Here is a 19,475-nt window from a genome sequence, read left to right on the forward strand (position 1 = left end):
TCCATCGATCACTGAGCGTAGACAACTCTGATGATCGATTCCCGTGCCTGCTTGCTACATCGGAGTACCCGCCTGTCCGGATCTTGGACGCCTACTGCCGGTCGCTCTTAGCGACGGTTGTTCCTCTTGCTCAGCAACACGACCAGGCCGACAACGAGCACGGCGGTCACGGCGAGACAGAAGAGCACGCTGATGTGCCACGGCTTGATTGCACCCATGAGCGGGCACGGTACCGGCAGTGTCGGCTGGCCGGGATCCCGACGGCGAGAGGCTGCCGGGATCCCCACCACGACAGGACGCGGGCATCCGGACGACCACGCCGGCCAGGCAACGGTGACGCATCCCTCAGGCAACAGGCCGACCGGACGTCTCCGCCGGCGCACGCCGCTGTCTGGCGGGTGCGGCGAGGGCGTAACCGTCGTCGCGACGGACCACCATGGACAGTTCCTCCAGCAAAGACAACTTGCGCAACGCCGTCCGTACGTCGACGCCGGCGCGCGCGGAGAGCCGGTCCACGCCCATCGCGCCACGGCGGGGCAGCGCCTCCAGCAGCGACCGCGCGTCGTCGTCCAACGCGTCGGTGGCCAGCTGCGGTCCACGCACCAGCGGGGCCAGGTCCGCGCCGATCCGACCCACCTCCTCCAACACGTGCGCCACCCCGGTGACCAGCCGGACCTTGTCGGGGAACTCGCGCAGGAACTCGTGCGCGCCGACGGACATCGCCGAGGTCACCGGCCCGGGCACCACCATGGCCACCCGATCGGCGTGGACGGCTCGACGCGCGGTCTGCGTCGCGCCACTGCGCGCCGACGCCTCCACCACGACGGTGCCCCGGGTGCCTGCGGCGATCACCCGGTTGCGGATCAGGAACCGGGGCCGCAGCGGCTCGGCACCGGGCGGCCACTCGCTGACCAGCAGCCCCGTCTCGGCGATCCGGTCGAAGAGGGCGGCGTTGCCCATCGGGTACGGACGGTCGAGCCCGCAGGCGAGCACCGCGACGGTCAGACCGCCAGCGGTGAGTGCGCCCCGGTGGGCGGCGGCGTCGATGCCGAACGCGCCACCGGACACTATTGTCCAGTCCCGCTCCGCCAAGCCGTACCCCAGCTCGGTCGCGACGTGCTGCCCGTATCCGGTGGCCGCCCGCGCCCCGACCACGGCCACCGAACGATCCAGAGCCTCGCCGAGCGGCCAGCTTCCGCGCACCCAGAAGCACAGCGGCGGGGCGGTCTCAGCGTCGACCCGGCGGCTGACATCCGGCAGCCGCAACGCGGCCAGGCTGGCGACCTGGGCCGGCCACTCCTCGTCGTCCGGCGTGACCAGGCGGGCACCCAGTCGGTCGGCCCGCTCCAGGGCCTCCGCGGCCACTGCCCTCGCGTCGCCGGCCGCCGAGCGTGCGGCGACAGTGGTGTGCAGCCAGCCGTCCGGACTGCCCCCGTCGAGCAGCAGTTCCAGGGTTTCCACCGGACCGTGCCGTGCGACCAGGTGATGCACAGCGCGCGTGCCCGGCTCCGCCAACCAGGTCAGGGCGACCCGGGCCAGCCGTCGTTCCTCCTCGGCGCTCACGTCGCCTCCCCCGTCCGTAGTTGAAGCGCTTCCCGGACGTCGTCCTGGTCAGGTCGGTCGCGGCCGTCGAGATCGGCGATGGTCCAGGCCATCCGGATCACCCGGTCGAAGCCGCGCGCCGACAGCGAGCCGGAGTCGAGCCGGCCCCGCAGTTCCACGGTGACCCGGGCCGGCAGCCGCCACGGCGGTCGGCGCAGGTGCGGCCCTTCCACCTCGGCGTTGAGCCGTCGGCCGAGGTCTGCCCAGCGGCGGGCCGCCGCCTGCCGGGCCGCCGCCACCCGGGCGGCGACCGTCGCCGAGGGCTCGACGCCGCCGTCGGTCGCCATCAGCTCGGCTGCCCGCACCGGCATCAGCCGTACCTGGACGTCGATCCGGTCGAGCAGCGGCCCGGAGAGCCTTCCCAGGTAGCGACGGCGAACCAGCGGCGAGCACTCGCAGTGCGCGTCGCCAGCCGGTTTCGCGCACGGACACGGGTTGGCAGCCAGCACCAGCTGGGTCCGGGCCGGATAGACGGTGCCACCCCCGCTGCGGCTCAGCTGGATGCGGCCGTGCTCCAGTGGCTGGCGCAGCGCCTCCAGCGCACCCTTGCTGAACTCGGGAGCCTCGTCGAGCGATCACCATTGACTCCGCCAACGAAGCGGCCCCGGCAGACGCGCCAACGTCTGTGATCCGGGGCCTTGACGGACACTGGAGGTCCGCCCGCCATGAGCATAGAGGCTGTCTCATGGGCGCTGAACGATGCGCCCGATGTGCCCCCGCAGTGCATGACCGTTCTGATCGGTCTCGCCAACCACGCCCACGCCAACGGCCGGGCTGCGTTCCCGTCTCAGGATCGGCTCGCCCACTACGCCCGGAAGTCTGTCCGGTCGGTGCAGCGGGACCTGACCGAGCTTGCCCACCTCGGGATCATCCGGCGTGGCGATCAGCGGCACGTCGCCTTCATCCCCGTTGACCGTCGCCCGGTCGTCTGGGATCTGGCGATGGAGCGTCGGCGGATCGTTCCCGGCTCGCTCGACCCGTTCGCCGAGCCGGCATCCGGCAAGCCGACCGAGGTCCCCGAGCCTGTGGATAACCGGGGCGACGCTCACGTCATCCCGCTCGACCGGGGCGACGTACACGACCGAGCGGCACGACGTACACGACCGAGCGGGGCGACGCCTACGTCGTACAAACCGTCCTTGAACCATCAAGAACCCTCAAGCCGCGCAAGCGCGGGAGAGTCCTCTCCGAAGATCAAGGGCAAGAAGACCTTCACCCCCCGCGCTCTCACTGGTGCCGCTCTGCCTGTCGCTGGCACCGAGCAGTGCCCGCGTCACCGGGGCAGCTCGGCTGCCAACTGCGGCCCGTGCCGTTCCGAGGCTCTGGCTGGTGGGCGATGAACGAGACCGCTGCCTACGCGCTCGCCCTGGTCCTCATCGGCGGACCCCTGGCGATGCTCGCGCCGTTCGTCATCGCTCGCCTGCTGGTCGACCAGCACGGCGACCAGGTCGCCGACCACGTCGCCCACCTCTCGGACGTTCCGAACGTCCCCACCAAGTTCTGAGGAGTCAGCCCGTGTCCCGTACTGCCATCACCTCACGGCTGACCACCGCCCTGGTTGCCCTGGTCGCCGGCTACGCATCGTTCTCCCACATCTTCAAGGTTGCTCGGCAGGCTGGCGAGCACGTCTCGGTTGCCGCCGTGCTTCCGCTGTCCATCGATGGTCTGATCCTGGTTGGCACGCTGGCGATGCTCGATGACAAGCGCAGCGGCCGGAAGCCTCGCCTGTCTGCTCGGCTGGCCGTGGCGTTCGGCATCGTCGCCACCCTTGCCGCCAACGTGGCATCCGCTCACCCGACGTGGACTGCCCGTGCCGTTGCCGCCGTTCCTCCGGTTGCCTTCCTCATCGCTGTCGAGGTGCTGAGCCGTCGAGGCAAGCTGATCCACCCTGAGCCGGTTGCCCCGGTCGAGCCGGTCACCGCTGAGCCGGTTGCCGTCGAGCCGGTTGCCCCGGTCGAGCCGGTTGCCGTCGAGCCGGTCGAGCCGGTCAAGGCTCAGCGGGTCAAGGCTCAGCGGGTCAGCGAGCCGAGCCGCAAGCCTGTACCCCGGTCGCTCACGTCGGCTGACCGGATCATGTCGGCTCACCTCGCCGAGCCAGACGCCACCCATGGCCGGATCGCTGAGCTTGCCGGGGTGTCCCTGGCGACGGTGAAGCGTTACCGCCCGACCCGCTCGGCTTCCACGGCGCAGCCTGCCGAGGCTGTCGTCAGCGAGCGCGCACCTGAGCTTGCGGGGGTGGCGGCATGACGGAGCTTGAGCGGGCTCTCCGCAAGCTACAGCGCAAGCACACGGTCTCCCGCGTGGCGTATCGGTACCTGTCTGGTCGGCCGCTCAGCGGCAAGCCTGGCTACCCGTACCGCCACCGGGGACCGGGCCGGCTGGCCGGCTGGCAACGTCAGGTGATCCGGCTCAGCGTGCCGGCTACGGCTGCACTGGCTGTGGCTCAGCCCGAGCAGGTCGGCTCACTGGTTGGCTCGGCTGCCCTGGTCGTGAGCTACCGGCTCAGGCGTCGGTTCACCATGCGCCGGTTCAACCGGGAGTACGTGACCCCGACCCTGGCTGCCCTTGCCCCGGCCATGGGTCTACAGACCGGCGTGAGCCTGCACGTTGATCCCTCGCTCGGCAACCTCACGCCCCGGCTGGCGAAGCCGCTGAGCCCGGCTGAGACGGCCGTACGCACCTGGTACGGCGAGAAGGTCGAGCCGGTCATCCGGTGGCTTCCTGAGCGCGCTCAGCGGGCAGCCTGGTCGGTGCAGCGCAAGGCTGAGCCGGTCACGTCCAAGCTGGCTGTGTTCCGCCGTCCGGTCGATGGCGACCAGGGGCCGCGTATCGAGCTGACCGCAGACACCCCGTACCTGACGAAGGAACAACGGCAGCTTGTCTCTTCCATCATCGGCAGCAAGATCCCCGTTGCCGACCTGGTCGAGTCGTGGCACCAGGTTGGCCCTCGGGTGCGTGCCGTCTGGACTGTGCGCAAGCGTCCCCCGGCCCGGGTTGGTGTCGACCAGGTAGCCGAGCACCTGCCCCGGCTGGCTGAGTGGGAGTTCTACATCGGTCAGGGTGCTGGCGATCGGCCGGTGACCCTGTCCCTGCGGGACGACTCTCCCCACCTCGCGGTGAGTGCGGGATCCGGCGCGGGTAAGAGTGTGCTTGCCGAGCTGATCGCCGTTCAGGTGCTCGCCCGTGGCGGACGGGTGGTCATCCTCGATCGGAAGGGCTCGCACCGCTGGGCGGTCGGCTTGCCTGGCGTCGACTACTGCACCAAGCCGGCGCAGATGCATGACGCCCTGGTGCGCCTCGCCGCTCTGGCCGACGAACGGAACACCCTCGCCCTGCATGCCCCGGAAGACTGGGATCCAGGCGCGCGGGTGCTGGTCATCTGCGAGGAGTTGAACGCGACCATCGGGCAGTTGGTCAACTTCTGGGCCGAGGCACGCGGCAAGGGTGACCCCAAGCGGTCCCCTGCCGTGTCGGCCCTGGCTGACCTGCTGTTCATGGGTCGCAGCGCCAAGGTCAACGTGCTGGCCATCGCGCAGATGTTGACCGCTCGGGCGATCGGCGGACCCGAGGCGCGGGAGAACTTCGGCATCCGCTGCCTTGCCCGATACACCGCGAACAACTGGAAGATGCTGGTTCCCGAGGCAGCCATGCCCCGGGCATCCCGCACCCTCGGACGGTGGCAGATCGTGATCGGTGGTCAGGCGACAGAGACGCAGGTCGCCTACCTGACCGCTGCCGAGGCTCGGGAGTTGGCTTGTCCCCGGTCCCTGGGGACATCCGAGGTCAGCGGCCTATCAAGCCCTGCCAGGGACTTCCTGACGCTGCGGCAGGCAGCCGAGGCGGGAGTCATCCCGTGGAAGCTCGACGCAGCCAAGAAGCGACTACAGCGCGGAGTCGGTGAGGTGCCTGCACCGAGGGGCAAGGACGGGAACGCCGACCTGTACGCACGTCAGGATCTCGCCCGCTGGGCAGGGACCGGAGAGAGGATCAGCCAGTGATCGAGACCATCAACTACGCGGACCACGTTGCCCACCTGGACCCGATGACCGGTGAGGGGCTGTTGGTGCTCCCGTTGGTCGCCGACGACATCGACCCGCTCGGCGGCATGGTCACCTTGCAGGCGGCCGGCTGGGACCACGCGATCAGGGATCTCAACCGGCGAGGCTGGGAACCGACCGAGGATGACGACGGCGGAACGATGCACGTCGGCACCACGGGGGACGGGCGGCCGGTCATCGGTCTGTACGGACGGGAGCCGATCACCTCTGAGCCGAGCATCGAGCAGGCGGCCGAGTCGCTGCGGGAGCTGCTTGCCGTCGCCCTGGTCGTCACCGAGTAGCCGAGCAACGAAGATGCCCCGGCACCCATCACGGGTGACCGGGGCTCTTGCTGTCGTTGGGGTGAGCCCGGTCACGAGCGCGCAACAAACGCCAGGCTGAGCCGGAATAACTCTTGAGAGGGTTCCTCGTCCGCCGGGTCAGTCAGCCTGGTCGGGTCGGTGCTCAGCGATCCAGCGGGCAACGTCTCGCCGACGCCACACCTTGCCCATGGCGAGCACGGCAACCGGGTCAGGGAAACCCTTGCTGTTCGCGATGATGCTGACCCGCTGGCGGGAGATGCCGCCGAGCATGTCTCGGATCTCCGCAACGCCGACGAGGTCCACGCCCTTGACAGTAGGCAACGACGCATGGTAACCGAGCGGCAACGCGTCACGTTGGTGATGCACGTTGTTGACGCATGCCATCCCACACCGACAGCATGTGAGCATGCCGTCACGCCACGCTCCGTCTGGTCACTGCCTGCCGATCTCCGTTGGTCACGCGCCCGTCCGTCCGATCTGGCACTGCCGCCGAGGCTGCGGAGTCTGGCCATGCCCGACTGCCCGACTGACACTGCGGGCTGTGTTCGACGGCGATCCGGTCGGGCTGTCGATCGAGATGGCCGGCTACCTGTTCGACGCGACCGGAGACCTGGTGAAGCTCAACCCTCACGAGGTGCCCGGACCTGATGCGCTGTTCATCCGGTTCATCGGGTGGACCCGTCGCAGGCTGGTCGAGTGACGGAGCAACTGCCAGGAGTGACCGAGGATCTTGTCCTATCGTTGCAGGTCAGAGCCAAGATCCACTCACCTCAACTCAGCTTCAACTACGTTCTCGCAGCTCAGAGGGGGGTCGACTGTCCACAGTGAAAATGTTATGACACCTTGCGCCGGATCGGGGCAGTTGCTGTCATAGCTGAGTGAGACACGGGTCACATACCACACAAGTTCTTGCAGGTCAAGTACCCCGCCAGAATGAGTGACCCAGGACACAGATCAACAAGTCGGCCAAACGAAGATCAACTGCCGACTTATACATGTAGGCGTAACGCGCTCCGGGCTCGGCGAACCGGTCCCGTGACGGTCCGCCCACCCTGACAACCGAACATCCTGACACCCTCGCTGGCCCGGCAACCGCCGGGCCTTGCTGTCGTCCCCAACCGGAAGGACCCCCACCCCTTGGACCTCTACGACATCGACCTGATCAAGATGGAAGACGGCACCGTGCGTACCCGGCGATCCGTCTACCCCGCCGAGATGATCGACCTGCCCCGGCGGGACGACGCCAAGCAGGATCCGTACGCCTGGCGGACCAACATCATCCGCCGCCTGTGGGTCGACTCGCTCGACGGCATGGCGGACAGCCTGGCGGACCTACGCGGCAACCAGGACTCGCACTGGTTCTGGCTGGGTGCTCACCAGTCGGACGGGCGAGCGGTGATCCGGCTACGAGGGAAGGTCAAGAGCATCCCCCGCGTGCTGTGGACCCTGCTGCGTGGCGGTAGCCCGGACACCCGCCGAGTGGTCAAGCGGACGTGTGACCATGCCGAGTGCGTCAACCCGTTCCACCATGAGCTGATGAAGCGTGGTAGCTGGCAGACGAAGGGCACAGAACCGCAGGTCAACCGATAGTGAACCAAGAGTAGGTAGAGCCGGTACACACACCGACCGGGCAGTCTGCCTGCCGTCAGGTGCTGTGAGTTCCGTGACCCCGGCCACAGCGATGGTGCCAAACGCCAAGCTGGGACCGAATAACTTGTAGAGGCTCACCGCCGAGCAGGTCGACCAGGCAGCCAGGTGACCCCGGTCACGACGGTGGCTAGAACGCCAAGATCAACCCGAATAACTTGTAGAGGCTCACCGCCGAGCAGCCCACCAGCACCACCCAGCCCGTACCCGATCAGGGGTGCGGGCTTCTTGCATTTCCCATCGATCCGTAACACACCCACCTACGACAGGAGGAACTACCCCGTGGACATCTTCACCATCAACGGCGTCGAGGTGGTCGACACCAACACCGCCGCAGCCATCCTCGGACTACAGCCCCGCACCCTGATCGCTGCCCGCTCCGAGGGTCGCCCGCACGCGAAGGTCATCAAGCACGGCGGTCGGGTCTGGTACGACCTGGCCAGCGTCTACGCGGCGGCGAGTGCGGCATGACCGAGATCCTTGCCGAGCTGCGGCACGCCCCGATCAACCAGGCCACCCGCCAGAGGTTGGCCAACCTGCTCGACCGGCTGACCAGCCTGCCCCGGTGGCAGCGCGACGGCGACGACCACCAGGAGGTGGCCGAGCTGTGAGCGAGCGCAAACCCGTGCGGCTGGCGACGGCAACGACCAGCCCGCCGTTCCGCATGACCGTCGAGGAGTGGGCAAGGGACACCGGCCTGACCGTCGAGCAGGTGCACGAGAACATCGACTCTCTGGTGGCCAAGGGGTGGCTGATCCCCCTCGCCCCCGATACGTGGATCTTGACGGTCCCGCCGGGGGACACCCCGTGACGAAGAGGAACGAGTTCGACGTGCTCGGCACCATGCGAGCCGTTCGAGGCGATGTCGAGCTGTCCGCCACCGAGAAGGCCATGGTGGTGTTCGCTGCGCTGAGGACGAACAACGGCGACGGCAAGGTCAGAGCCAGCTTGGAGATGATCGCCGAGGATGCCGGGCTCTCCCGCAAGACTGCACACCGAGCGTTCGGCGAGGATCGGCCCGAGGTGCTGAAGTACTTCCGGCAGGTTGAGCGGAGCCGGCGACGGGTCGATCTCTGGTTCAAGCTCCAGCCCGACCGGGTCGCCGAGAGGGACAGAGAGTCCCACTCGCAGCCCGAGCAGGCAGAGCCGAGAGGGACAGAGAGTCCCACTCGCGAGAGGGACAGAGAGTCCCGCTCAGAGCCGAGAGGGACTCTCTGTCCGCCGAGAGGGACAGAGAGTCCCACTGAGAGGGACACAGAGTCCCGCCATCTACCTCTATCTACCTCCTCATCTACTACAGAGATCCCCCCTCTCAGGATCTTCTTCCGGCCGAGCCAGGTCGAGGAACCCCCGTTCGACCCCTGGGCAGGGCTTGAGTAGCCCTGTGCGTCTTGCGCTACGCGCGCCGTCGCGCTGCGCTCCGGGTAGACCAGCGGCGGCGAGGAACGTCAAGACCTGGTCAACCGAATGGGCCACGAAGTGGCCACCAGCGGCTACCTGCCCTGCCTGTTGATGGCCCCTGACGGGGCCTCATCGATCTGCCGCCGATCTTCCTGCCGGTGCCCTCTGGCGCTCCGGTGCTCGGCTTCGCCCTGGACCACTGCGCCGGGAAGCCAACCCCCACCGATCACCTTGCCGGCGACAGCCGGCGCTCACCCATGCCCACGAACAGGAGACCCGTCCCCGTGTCCGAGCAACCCAAGCCGGAGAAGTTGACCAAGGCCGAACGGCTCGCCCGTGAAGCTCTCGCACAGCAGCGATACGCCTGCGCGTTCGACATCAAGCACCGTGCCGCCGATCGGCTCGCCCGGCTGACCGCTGATCCCACCTCCACTGCCGAGGAGATCCGCCAAGCCGTCGATGACTTCGAGCAGGCGAGCAGGAACCTTCTCACCGCTCGTTCGGCCACTGGACCGGACGGCACCTGGTGACCATCCCCAACCCCCGACAGGAGAACACCCTCCCCGTGTCTGAGACCTTCATCCGCACCCGCACCCGCAAGCGTGACCGTTCGATCCGTCCCAACCGGATGTGGAACGCCGAAGGCATGATCCTGCCGACCCTGGTTGTTCAGGTGCTCACCAACGCCCACGGCGACCGCTTCCACGTCTACGCCCATCCCGACCAGACTGGCGACTCTCGGCCCGAGGTGCTTCCGGCGATCCGGGTTCGGTCGAAGGCTGCTCCGTGGACCCATCAGGGCCGGATGTTCGGACGGTTGACCGTCGTCACGTTCACCCCGGACGGCATCCCGCCGATCATCGACCCGCTCACCCTGGTCGACCCGCTGACCGGCGATGTGCTGCCTGAGTACATGGCCGGCATCCCCGGAGTGTCGTTGCGCCTACGCGCTCTCGCCGATGAGCCGGTCATCCGTGCCGGCGACCCCACCAAGTCGAGCTACAGCGCGGTCTACTGGTCCGCCGTGGCGACCATCGGGGATGCCCAGTGAGCGGCTACCTGAGCCCGCGTCTGCGGCGTCTCATCGCCAAGGCCGACGAGCTGTACCCCGACGACGAGCACCAGGCCGACGAGGTGAACGGCGACCAGGCGGACGACGACGAACCGGCCACCCCGGAACACCTGTCCGGCGGGATGGACCCGCACGACACCGGCGGCACCTTCGGCCCCGACCAGTGGGCCTATCACCGGGCGATCGGAGCGAACCGGCCGCGTAGCCGGTACTGACCAGCACGACCAGCACCAACCGAACACGCACCACCACCCAACCGGGGCCGGCAACCATGTCGGCCCTTCTTGCTGCCCGGACTCGGGCACCCACCCAAGGAGTAACCCAGTGGCGAACGCTGCCAAGAAGACGAACACCACCACCACCACCGACCCGGTTGCCGACGCTGCGCGGGTACTCGCTGATGCGCGGGAACTGCTGGTCATCCGTGAGGCTGACGCCGAGCAGGCCACCGAGGGCGAGTTGGTCGTCAAGTCCCGGCTCAACCAGGGCGACGCCGACGTAAAGGCGGACGACATCATGCGGGCACGGTTCGAGGTCGAGCGGACCGCCGGCCTGGTCAACGCGGCCAAGGGTGCGATCAACGCCGCCGAGCGTGCCCTGTCTGCCGCCATCGCCGAGCATGAGCCGCACCTTGCCGAGCGGGTTGCCGAGTCCATCCGCACCAACGGTTGGGGCTGGGGCCTGCACGGCGTTTCGGTCCACCTCGGCAAGCCGACCAAGGATGCCCCGTCCCCGTCCGTTTGGGCGTACCAGGACAAGCCCGCGACGGCCGACAAGTCCGGTGCCCTGTCCGGCTCGGTGAACCTGGTCATCGTCACCCCCGATGGCGCGCACATCGAGGACGCTCGCACCATGATCAGCGGCGCGCAGGAGTTGGCCCGCAAGGGTGGCGGCGATGTGGACGCGTACGCCGGTCCGCACGGGCAGGGGACCTCGATCAGGCTGACGTTCCGTGGTCTGCGTGCCGGCATCCCCGTCCTGCCGGTGGGGCAGATCGACCCGAAGGACGCTCCCTGGTCCCTGCTCCGTCAGGTCATCGACGAGGGTCCGAAGGACTGGCGGCGGACCGGCAGCCTGGGCCGGCGCGAAGTCATGCCGACCATCACCGGCAGCGTCAGGGACGCCGAGCTGTCGAGCAGCGAGGTTGACGGCCGGGACCTGGTCCGGGTCATCGACGGAACCATCGTGATGTTCGCCGTCAACCGGGACCACTTCGACCGGGTTGCCGCCAGCATGGCGGGCAACTGGTCTCCCGGTGTCGGGGCGTTCGTGTCGGTCGAGGTGACCGGCTGGACCACGCGTGAGGTCCACAGCCCGGGTCGGGCGTACGGCATCGAGACGACCGCCCGCGTCCGGCTGACCATGCGGGCTCGGGTCGCCCGCTGACCGAGGGATGACAGGGGCGGGAGGTCCGCCCCGCCCCCCATCCTCCGGCGACAACATGACGAACAACGAACACCCCAACCAGGGATGCATGGTCTACCACTGCACCCGCCCCCACCTTGCCCGAGGGCTGTGCGGGACTCACTACGCGCGCCGTAGGCGCAACGGGCATGCCGCCCTACTCATCGGCCAGGAGCCGAGCGACAACCCGACCTGTGTCGACTGTGGTCGGCCCGTGCCGATCAAGAGCGGCAGGGCTTCCAAGTTCTGCTGCGGCTACCACCGGAACCGATGGCAGCGCATGCAGCGCAGAGCAACCCGCTCAGATCAACGCTGACGGCCGAAACCACCACACCCACACCCATGCAGGGGTACGCAGCCTCAGCCTGTCTCAGGGCTTCTGAGCGGGTTGCGTGCCCCTGCTGGTCATGAGCTACAGGAGTTGAACAGAGTGAACGACACCACCATTGACAAGGCGACCGAGCGAGCGTGCCAGCACTGCGGCGGCACGATGGAAGGCAAGCGACCGCAAGCCATCCACTGCGGCGACCGTTGCCGGGACCAGGCTCGACGGCAGCGTGAGCGGGAAGCCAGGCAGGCCAACCCGCGACCCGGGAAGCCTCGGACGACCAGCCGGCCGAGCCGGCAGAAGCACAAGCCGGGCATGCGGTACGGGAGCCTGGTTCTGACCGAGCGCACGGAGCGACGCGACGGCGACGGGTACGCGCTGTTCCGCTGCGACTGCGGGAACGTCAAGGATCTCCGCATCAGCAACGTGGCCCGGAGCGTCACGATCAACTGCGCCGACCGGGCGAACCATCCCGACCCCCGGCGCAAGGCCGAGCTGACCTACGACGGCGCGCACTACCGGGTGAGGGGCGAGCGAGGCAGCGCCAGTCAGTACCTCTGCCGATGCGGCAACCAGGCCGAGCAGTGGGCGTACTCGCACGCCGACTACGACGAGCAGGCGATGGCCGAGGGTCGCGAGGCTGGCAAGCCGTACAGCACCAACCCCGACCACTACTCCCCGATGTGCCGTGGCTGTCACGCCCGGTTCGACAACGCACACCGCCGGATGGCTGGTGGCCCGCTGTCCCTAGTGCACGTCGCGTTGTTCATGGCGACCACCGACGAGGCCGACGAGGTGACCCCCGCATGATCCCTGACGATGCTGAGCGCATCCGCCGATGGGGAGCCGACCTGTGTGGATGGTGCGAGGGGGAGTTGCCTAGGGATGCCGCGTACCTGCGGGAGTTCTGCTCCGACCGATGCCGACAAGCGAACCACCGCGCGATGAAGCGAGCCGGGCTGCGGTAGATCCGGCCCTGTCACGTCGACCTCCCCGGGGTCTCCCGCATTTCTGGGCACCTCACACCTCGGGGGTCGGCGTAGCCGGCGATCCCCCCGGCCAGACAGGGCTATCGGATGGCTATGCACCCGCCTGCATGGACATGTCACATCGACCTTGGGACTGGGGCGCGATGGGAGCTACTAAGACTAGGCGGTAGGGGCGTTTCGGCCGAGAGGGTCATACCCCCAGGGCAGGGGACACCCTGACCACCGCAAACCCGCTGAGAGCCACGCTGAGCCGTCCACCGTGCCGGGGGTAGGCAGGACTACCCACGAGCGGAGAGCGGGGCTCAGCGGGCAGCACAGCGGGCCGACTGTTCAGGCTGTCTTCGCGGCGTGCGCCTGTACCCGCTCCATCAGATCCTCGGGCAGGATCACCCGTACCCGGCTGTGCTCATCGGGATCGTCCATCGCTTCCAACTCTTCCTCGGTTGGCACCCCGCGCACGATCACCTTGAGCCCGGCCTCCCGCATCTCCCGGTTGCGTTCGTCCACCGTGGTCAGCGACTCCCACCGCTGGCGGTACGTCTGCCCCGTCGGTTCCAACTCCCACCGATCCGGCTCGGATGGCAACGCTTCCAACGCTTCCCGGCGAGCCTCAAGCGCGCCGTACATCTGGCGGAACTCTGCCCTGCCCCGCTCGCCTCGGAACATTCCGGCGTCAAGGTGCTCCCGCAGCTCGGCAAGCGACTCTTCCACGTCGGCGAGGTTGGCAGCGTGGTCCGAGCCGGGGACGAACACGCGGCGCTGAACTTCGAGGTGCCCAACGGTCAGCAGGAAGAACTGTTCGGTGACGTGCTCCAGGAGGTGAGCGGGGATCGACGTCATGCCCTTGGGGCAGTTGCGACCAGCGCGGGCACGCAACCCGCAGCGGTAGTACATGCCGGCCCGTCCCCGGTTGCGGTAGACAGGCTCTCCGCACTCGCAGTAGGCCACGCGCAGCAGGGGAGAGCCACCGACCCGGTTGCCTGAGTTGGGGTTGGCGTTCTTCCGCAACGTCTCTTGCAGTCGTTCCCAGTCGGCAGCGTCGATGATCGGATCAGCCCGCCGCAGCGGCAACCCATCCTCGCCACGAACCAGCCGAGTGAACGTCTCCTTGGTGCCGTCTGGCTTGGCACGGGTCTCGGTCATCTCCGCGTACCCGAGCAGGGTGTGAGAGCGCAGCATCTTGAGCAGGTTTGCGACGCGCCACTCAGTGCCCGTTGTCGCCTTGCCGGCGCGCTTCCGCTGAGCATCGAGCGGGCTCGGGGTGGCGGTCTCGTTCAGCCAGCGCACCACCGAGTTGGTCGACTCCCCGCCAACGATCCGACGCACGATCTCGCGCGCAACCTTGCTGGTCTCTGGGTCAACGTCCAACCGCCAACCCTTGCCAGCGTCAGCCTTGACAGCCTGGTACCCGTACGGCACGAACCCACCACGCCAGCGACCTTCCTTCATCAGGTGAGCGAACGATGAGCGGGCACGCTCGCGGATCGCTTCCAACTCACCTTCTGCCAGTGCGGCAAGGATGTTGACGAACACCGCGCCCATCGGGCTGTTGATGTCGAACCCTTCCGAGGTCGACACGATGGCTCGCCCGGTGGACTTGCACCAGTCCATGAGTGCGGCGAGGTGGAGCACCCGCCGGCTGATCCGGTCCAACCGCCAAGCACAGAGGATGTCGAACGCCGGAGCGTCTGCCTTGCCGCCGAGGCTGGTCGGCAACCACTTGCCGAGCTGCGGACGTTCCCCGGGCGGAACGCTTCCGCTCACCCCTTCGTCCTCAGCCCATCCAACGATGGTGTGCCCGTTCTGCTCAGCCCATGTCGTGATGTAGGCACGCTGCCGAACTACCGAGGTCGACTCTTCCCGTTCCCGAGAGAGTCTGATCACGCCGAGCACCCTGCCCACTGCTTTCCCCCTGTTGTCGGTCGCCTGGTCCAGCGAGGGTAGGTGCAGCGGGGGAGCGGAGTCAAAGAGTTGACTTTGGTTCATCCAGAAAAAGCACCCCGCGATGCGCCAGCGACACCGCGCCGGGTCGGGCCAGCCCCGAGCCACCCCCGACCAGCGACGGAATGGTCGCGGTGTGGTGCGGCGCCTGGAACGGCGGGCGACGCAGCAGCCGACCACCCGGCGGCAGCAGCCCGGCGACCGAGTGCAGCGCGGTGACCTCCAGCGCCGCGTCGTCGTCCAGCTCGGGCAGGATCGACGGCAGCCGTTCGGCGAGCATCGTCTTGCCGGCGCCCGGTGGGCCGAGCAGTGCCACGTGGTGCCCGCCGGCCGCGGCGACCTCCAGGGCGCGCCGACCCAGTTGCTGCCCGGCGACGTCGGCGAGATCCGGCCCACCGGTCAGCGGCTCCGGGATGTCCGCCGGTGGTTCGATCAGCGGGATCCCGTCCCGAACGAAGGCGACGAGTCGGTGCAGGTTGTCCACCGCTCGCACCCGTACCCCGGGGATGACGGCGGCCTCGGCGGCGTTGCCGACCGGGACGATCACCCGCGCGATGCCGGCCTGGGCTGCGGCGGCGACCATCGGGAGTACGCCGCGCACCGGCCGGACCGTCCCGTCGAGCCCCAGCTCGCCGAGGACCACCACTCCCTCCAGTGGGAGCAGCGGCAACTCACCCGAGCCGCCCAGTAGCGCTGCGGCGATGGCCAGATCGAAGGCCGACCCGGACTTCGGCAGCGTGGCGGGCAGCAGGTTCAGGGTGATCCGCCGGTTGGGCCAGCGTTGGCCGGAGTTGACCACGGCGGCGCGGACCCGGTCTCGGGCCTCGTGCAGGGCGGTGTCCGGCAGGCCGGAGATCACCACCGCCGGCAGGCCGGCGGCCAGGTCGGCCTCCACCTCGACGAGGTGTCCGGTCACCCCGACCAACCCCACGCAGAGCACCTTGGCGTAGCTCACGGCGCATCACCGATCCTCCGGGTACGCATGTCAGAACGCGCCCTTGAGGTGGTCGACCTGCGCCGGACCGGCGTCGGGCAGCCGCACCGACAGCACGTCGAAGCGCACCTCCTCGGCGGTCGTACCGGTCTCGATCAGCCATCGCGCGGCGAGCCCTCGCAGCCGGCGGGCCTTGGCCGGTACGACCGCCTCGGCCGGGGTGCCGAAGCCCTCACCCCGGCGGGTCTTCACCTCGCAGAAGGCGAGCACGGGCCCGTCCCACGCGATGATGTCGATCTCCCCGGCCGGGCAGCGCCAGTTCCGGGCGATCGGGCGCAGCCCCGCCTCGGTCAGGTGCCGGGCCGCACACTGCTCGCCGTACGCGCCAACCGCCTGGTTCCGCTTCGTCATGGTCGGCACGGTGCCCGCCGGAGGGTGGTCGCCGCGACCCGGCAGCAGCCCGCCTGTGGACAACAGGGGCGCTGTGGACAGTCGGACGATCATGCCCGCGCTGTGCTACGACACCACCCGTGTCCGCGCTGCCCCGACGATCGAGGGCCCCGTTCGGTCGGGCTGAAATGGCGCGGGCGTGGCCGGTCGCATACGGTGCCTGACGTGGACGGACGACGGAGTTTCCCGGAAGATCAGGAGTCGCGCTGGTACCCCGACGAGCGGGGTCGCGGTTACGGCGAGTCGGACTGGCGCGGCGCGGGCGAACCGCGGTACCGGGATGGTGAGATCCCCGAGCCGCGTGGCGCTGAAGACGGCCGCTCCGTCGAGGACACCGGCGTCGGCCGCCGCCGTGAGCCGGACTCGGGACGCTTCGGCGCCGTCGACGAGAGCCGCTTCGGTACGCCCGAGTCGGACTCGGGTCGCTTTAGTGCCCTGGACGCTCAGACCGGTCGGTTCGGCGGGAGCGAGGCTGATTCGGGGCGTTTCGCCGCGGTCGACCCGCTCGGTGTGGGGCGACCGGAGGCGGACGGTTACCGGGCCACCCGGTCGCGGCGGGCGGACCGGGACCCGTCGGAGACCTCCGGGGAGCTACCCGGACGTCGAGCCGCCCGAGAGACGATCACTGCGGGGTCTCCGGTGACCAGCGCAGTGCCGGAGACCACCCGCGACAGCACGTCGACAGTGCCCGCCGGCGTGCTCGCTGACCAGGCTCGTCCCGCTCCGCTCGGTGGGTACCCGATCATCGAGCCGACCCGGGGTGGCGTCGACACGCCGCACCCGCTGGAGATGCCGACCGGCCCGATGCCCGGCATCGGCCCGCGACCCGACCTGCCCGCAGGTGAGCCACCGGTGTATCCGCCGGCCGCTGACGGCGTCTATCGGACCAGGCGACCGGTGCTGGCCGTACTCTTCGCTCTATTGGTGTTGGTCTTCGAGGTCCCCGCGTTGCGGGTGCTGCTCGCGGGCGTGACCGGCGACCCGGTGGACGCCGGGAACGTGGTGGTGGGTATCGCCCTGGTTGCCGGACTGCCGATCTTCGCGACTGGGCTGTACGGGCTACGAACCGGAGGTCTGGCGCTCGCCGACAACGGTCGGGGCTGGCTGCGCCCACCGACGGCCTACCTGACCGTCGGCCTGGTGCTCTTCGTGGCCGCCGCGCTCGCCGCCGGCTGACCCGGCCCGCGCAACTCACGCGAGAGGGCGCGGAGCAGCACGCCACGCGCACCCCGGGACGGCTGAACGGGTGAGGGGCGTACACTGGCCAACTGGCGACCGCCTCGTGCGGTCGACCTCGCGCGCCCTCTTCACGAATCGTCGTGGAGCGACGGCCTCCCTGGTCCCGATCTTGATCGGGTCCACCATGGGTCGGCGACCAGGCGCCAGGACGCTCGGCCACCGGCCGGGCGTGACAACCAGGGACCTTGAGGAGTACCCCAACCATGGCCGTCGTGACCATGCGTCAGCTGCTGGAGAGCGGTGTCCACTTCGGGCACCAGACCCGGCGCTGGAACCCGAAGATGAAGCGCTTCATCATGACCGAGCGCAACGGCATCTACATCATCGACCTGCGCCAGACCCTCGAGTACATCGAGAAGGCGTACGAGTTCGTGCGTGGGACCGTCGCCGAGGGCGGCAGCATCCTGTTCGTCGGCACCAAGAAGCAGGCCCAGGAGGCGATTGCCGAGCAGGCGACCCGGGTCGGCCAGCCGTACGTCAACCACCGCTGGCTCGGTGGCATGCTGACCAACTTCCAGACCGTTTACAAGCGGCTCCAGCGGATGAAGGAGCTGGAGGGCCTGGGTGACCTCAGCGGCACCGCCGCCGGTTACACCAAGAAGGAGACCCTGCAGCTCTCCCGCGAGAAGATCAAGCTGACCCGCACCCTCGGTGGCCTGCGGGACATGCAGAAGCTTCCCGCCGCGGTGTGGATCGTCGACACCAAGAAGGAGCACATCGCCGTCGACGAGGCCCGCAAGCTGGGCATCCCGGTGATCGCGGTGCTGGACACCAACTGTGACCCGGACGAGGTCGACTTCCCGATCCCGGGTAACGACGACGCGATCCGCTCGGCGGAGCTGCTGACCAAGGTCGTCGCCGCCGCCGTCGCGGATGGCCTGATCGCGCGTTCCGGCCGTCGCCGGGGCAACGACGAGAAGCCCGAGGGTGTCGCGAGCGACGAGCCGCTGACCGAGTGGGAGCGCGAGCTGCTGGAGCCGAAGAAGGCCGACGAGGCCGCCCCGGCCGAGCAGCCCGCCGCTGCCGCCACCGAGCAGCCCGCCACCCCGGAGCAGCCCGCGCAGGCCGCCACCGAGCAGCCGGCGGCCGCCACCGCGGAGTGATCGTACCGTCGCTGCCCCGCCGTCCGTTTTCGCGGACGGCGGGCAGCGACGGTACGCCGGGCACTATCGGCCCGGATCCGGGTAACCGGCACCTCTGACCATCCACACGCCGTCTCAACACCGAAGAGAGAGCCATGTCCCAAATCACCGCCGCGGACGTCAAGAAGCTCCGCGACCTCACCGGCGCCGGCATGATGGACAGCAAGAAGGCGCTGACCGAGGCCGAGGGCGACTTCGACAAGGCCGTCGAGATCCTGCGCGTCAAGGGCGCCAAGGACGTCGGCAAGCGGGCCGGCCGTACGGCCGCGAACGGCCTGGTCGCCCACTCCGGCAAGGCGCTGCTCGAGCTCAACTGCGAGACCGACTTCGTCGCCAAGACCGAGTCGTTCATCGCGCTGGGCCAGCAGCTGGTCGAGCACGGCGAGCGCGCCGGCGTGAACTCCGCCGAGGAGCTGCTCGCCTCCGAGCTCGACGGCAAGGTCATCGCGGACCTGATCCAGGAGCAGTCCGCCAAGATCGGCGAGAAGCTGGTCCTCAACCGGTTCGCCCGGGTCGAGGGCACCACCGCCGTCTACCTGCACCGCAAGGCCCAGGACCTGCCTCCGGCCGTCGGCGTGCTGGTGTCGTACACCGGCAAGACCGACGAGGCCGGCGACGCCGACGCCCGTGGTGTGGCGATGCAGATCGCCGCGATGCGGCCGAAGTACCTCACCCGGGACGAGGTTCCGGCCGAGGTCGTCGAGTCCGAGCGGCGCATCGCCGAGCAGACCGCCCGCGAGGAGAACAAGCCCGAGGCGGCCCTGCCGAAGATCATCGAGGGTCGGGTCAACTCCTTCTTCAAGGACTTCGTCCTGATCGAGCAGTCGTCCGTCTCCGACAACAAGAAGTCGGTGAAGCAGCTGCTGGCCGAGGCCGGCATCGAGGTCACCCGCTTCGTGCGGTTCGAGGTCGGCCAGGCCTGAGCCGCCACCGGGCGCCACGCGCGCCCGTGGGCAGAAGACGTCA

At 68.9% G+C, this 19,475-nt stretch carries 22 protein-coding genes and 3 pseudogenes; 19 read left to right on the top strand and 6 right to left on the bottom strand.

Going from position 1 to position 19,475, the window contains the following annotated elements:
- Window positions 1-345: 345 nt before the first annotated feature.
- Both dprA and ACIBEF_RS29165 read right to left on the bottom strand, forming a co-directional pair.
- Entirely contained in the window at window positions 346-1,563 is a 1,218-nt protein-coding gene (dprA, locus tag ACIBEF_RS29160) for a DNA-processing protein DprA (protein WP_396796497.1), read from the bottom strand.
- Window positions 1,560-2,217 (bottom strand): annotated as a pseudogene (locus ACIBEF_RS29165) (ATP-binding protein); the annotation flags it as partial. The gene dprA and the pseudogene ACIBEF_RS29165, both read right to left, overlap by 4 nt.
- Before the next feature lie 110 nt (window positions 2,218-2,327).
- Here ACIBEF_RS29165 and ACIBEF_RS29170 point away from each other — a divergent pair.
- From ACIBEF_RS29170 to ACIBEF_RS29190, 5 genes are read left to right on the top strand one after another with little or no spacing between them, the layout of a single operon-like run.
- Window positions 2,328-2,942 carry a helix-turn-helix domain-containing protein gene (locus ACIBEF_RS29170; RefSeq protein WP_396796498.1) on the top strand — a complete coding sequence of 205 codons (615 nt, stop codon included), beginning with the start codon at window positions 2,328-2,330 and terminating at the stop codon, window positions 2,940-2,942.
- On the top strand, window positions 2,939-3,106 hold the full coding sequence (locus tag ACIBEF_RS29175) for a hypothetical protein (RefSeq protein WP_396796499.1): 168 nt from the start codon (window positions 2,939-2,941) through the stop codon (window positions 3,104-3,106). The genes ACIBEF_RS29170 and ACIBEF_RS29175 overlap by 4 nt, the downstream gene beginning before the upstream one ends.
- Before the next feature lie 11 nt (window positions 3,107-3,117).
- Complete coding sequence (locus ACIBEF_RS29180) at window positions 3,118-3,849, top strand: DUF2637 domain-containing protein (protein WP_396796500.1); 732 nt, start codon at window positions 3,118-3,120, stop codon at window positions 3,847-3,849.
- Window positions 3,846-5,600 (top strand): helicase HerA domain-containing protein, encoded by a 1,755-nt coding sequence (locus ACIBEF_RS29185; protein ID WP_396796501.1) that lies wholly within the window; start codon window positions 3,846-3,848, stop codon window positions 5,598-5,600. The genes ACIBEF_RS29180 and ACIBEF_RS29185 overlap by 4 nt, the downstream gene beginning before the upstream one ends.
- Window positions 5,597-5,941, top strand: a complete 345-nt coding sequence (locus tag ACIBEF_RS29190) for a hypothetical protein (protein ID WP_396796502.1) — start codon at window positions 5,597-5,599, stop codon at window positions 5,939-5,941. The genes ACIBEF_RS29185 and ACIBEF_RS29190 overlap by 4 nt, the downstream gene beginning before the upstream one ends.
- A 138-nt stretch (window positions 5,942-6,079) precedes the next feature.
- Here ACIBEF_RS29190 and ACIBEF_RS29195 read toward each other — a convergent pair whose 3' ends face one another.
- A complete protein-coding gene (locus ACIBEF_RS29195) occupies window positions 6,080-6,283 on the bottom strand; it encodes a hypothetical protein (RefSeq protein ID WP_396796504.1) in 204 nt (67 codons plus the stop codon).
- A 220-nt stretch (window positions 6,284-6,503) separates the two neighbouring features.
- On the opposite strand from ACIBEF_RS29195, the gene ACIBEF_RS29200 reads away from it, so the two are divergent.
- The 11 genes from ACIBEF_RS29200 (at window position 6,504) to ACIBEF_RS29250 (ending at window position 12,624) form a co-directional block, all read left to right on the top strand.
- Window positions 6,504-6,662 carry a hypothetical protein gene (locus ACIBEF_RS29200; RefSeq protein WP_396796505.1) on the top strand — a complete coding sequence of 53 codons (159 nt, stop codon included), beginning with the start codon at window positions 6,504-6,506 and terminating at the stop codon, window positions 6,660-6,662.
- 437 nt (window positions 6,663-7,099) lie between these two features.
- Window positions 7,100-7,552, top strand: a complete 453-nt coding sequence (locus ACIBEF_RS29205) for a hypothetical protein (protein ID WP_396796507.1) — start codon at window positions 7,100-7,102, stop codon at window positions 7,550-7,552.
- Between the two features lie 339 nt (window positions 7,553-7,891).
- Window positions 7,892-8,080, top strand: a complete 189-nt coding sequence (locus ACIBEF_RS29210; RefSeq protein WP_396796508.1) for a hypothetical protein — start codon at window positions 7,892-7,894, stop codon at window positions 8,078-8,080.
- Window positions 8,077-8,220 carry a hypothetical protein gene (locus tag ACIBEF_RS29215; RefSeq protein WP_396796510.1) on the top strand — a complete coding sequence of 48 codons (144 nt, stop codon included), beginning with the start codon at window positions 8,077-8,079 and terminating at the stop codon, window positions 8,218-8,220. The genes ACIBEF_RS29210 and ACIBEF_RS29215 overlap by 4 nt, the downstream gene beginning before the upstream one ends.
- Window positions 8,217-8,420 (top strand): hypothetical protein, encoded by a 204-nt coding sequence (locus tag ACIBEF_RS29220; protein ID WP_396796512.1) that lies wholly within the window; start codon window positions 8,217-8,219, stop codon window positions 8,418-8,420. Before ACIBEF_RS29215 ends, ACIBEF_RS29220 begins: the two co-directional genes overlap by 4 nt.
- Window positions 8,417-8,989: a hypothetical protein gene (locus ACIBEF_RS29225; protein ID WP_396796514.1), complete on the top strand. Its 573-nt coding sequence runs from the start codon at window positions 8,417-8,419 to the stop codon at window positions 8,987-8,989. The genes ACIBEF_RS29220 and ACIBEF_RS29225 overlap by 4 nt, the downstream gene beginning before the upstream one ends.
- Window positions 8,990-9,294: 305 nt before the next feature.
- Window positions 9,295-9,540, top strand: coding sequence for a hypothetical protein (locus ACIBEF_RS29230; RefSeq protein ID WP_396796516.1), 246 nt, complete (start codon window positions 9,295-9,297; stop codon window positions 9,538-9,540).
- Window positions 9,541-9,575: 35 nt separating this feature from the next.
- A complete protein-coding gene (locus ACIBEF_RS29235; protein WP_396796518.1) occupies window positions 9,576-10,061 on the top strand; it encodes a hypothetical protein in 486 nt (161 codons plus the stop codon).
- Complete coding sequence (locus ACIBEF_RS29240; RefSeq protein ID WP_396796519.1) at window positions 10,058-10,297, top strand: hypothetical protein; 240 nt, start codon at window positions 10,058-10,060, stop codon at window positions 10,295-10,297. The genes ACIBEF_RS29235 and ACIBEF_RS29240 overlap by 4 nt, the downstream gene beginning before the upstream one ends.
- 109 nt (window positions 10,298-10,406) lie before the next feature.
- A complete protein-coding gene (locus ACIBEF_RS29245; RefSeq protein WP_396796521.1) occupies window positions 10,407-11,468 on the top strand; it encodes a hypothetical protein in 1,062 nt (353 codons plus the stop codon).
- A gap of 661 nt (window positions 11,469-12,129) precedes the next feature.
- Complete coding sequence (locus tag ACIBEF_RS29250; RefSeq protein ID WP_396796522.1) at window positions 12,130-12,624, top strand: hypothetical protein; 495 nt, start codon at window positions 12,130-12,132, stop codon at window positions 12,622-12,624.
- 509 nt (window positions 12,625-13,133) lie between these two features.
- Here ACIBEF_RS29250 and ACIBEF_RS29255 read toward each other — a convergent pair.
- From ACIBEF_RS29255 to ACIBEF_RS29265, 3 genes and pseudogenes are all read right to left on the bottom strand, one after another.
- Window positions 13,134-14,696: a recombinase family protein gene (locus ACIBEF_RS29255; RefSeq protein ID WP_396796524.1), complete on the bottom strand. Its 1,563-nt coding sequence runs from the start codon at window positions 14,694-14,696 to the stop codon at window positions 13,134-13,136.
- A gap of 88 nt (window positions 14,697-14,784) precedes the next feature.
- Window positions 14,785-15,699: pseudogene (locus ACIBEF_RS29260) on the bottom strand (YifB family Mg chelatase-like AAA ATPase); the annotation flags it as partial.
- Between the two features lie 30 nt (window positions 15,700-15,729).
- Window positions 15,730-16,089 carry a YraN family protein gene (locus ACIBEF_RS29265; RefSeq protein WP_396796525.1) on the bottom strand — a complete coding sequence of 120 codons (360 nt, stop codon included), beginning with the start codon at window positions 16,087-16,089 and terminating at the stop codon, window positions 15,730-15,732.
- 167 nt (window positions 16,090-16,256) lie between these two features.
- On the opposite strand from ACIBEF_RS29265, the pseudogene ACIBEF_RS29270 reads away from it, so the two are divergent.
- The 3 genes and pseudogenes from ACIBEF_RS29270 to tsf all read left to right on the top strand — a co-directional run bounded on the left by ACIBEF_RS29270 (window position 16,257) and on the right by tsf (window position 19,432).
- Window positions 16,257-17,304: pseudogene (locus ACIBEF_RS29270) on the top strand (hypothetical protein).
- A 266-nt stretch (window positions 17,305-17,570) separates the two neighbouring features.
- Window positions 17,571-18,470, top strand: coding sequence for a 30S ribosomal protein S2 (gene rpsB / locus ACIBEF_RS29275; RefSeq protein ID WP_357205559.1), 900 nt, complete (start codon window positions 17,571-17,573; stop codon window positions 18,468-18,470).
- Window positions 18,471-18,604: 134 nt separating this feature from the next.
- The gene (tsf, locus tag ACIBEF_RS29280; RefSeq protein WP_091400300.1) at window positions 18,605-19,432 is read left to right on the top strand and encodes a translation elongation factor Ts; all 828 of its coding nucleotides are present in this window, start codon (window positions 18,605-18,607) and stop codon (window positions 19,430-19,432) included.
- The last annotated feature ends 43 nt before the right edge of the window (window positions 19,433-19,475 follow it).

The organism is Micromonospora sp. NPDC050795 (assembly GCF_044456785.1).
GTDB lineage: Bacteria > Actinomycetota > Actinomycetes > Mycobacteriales > Micromonosporaceae > Micromonospora.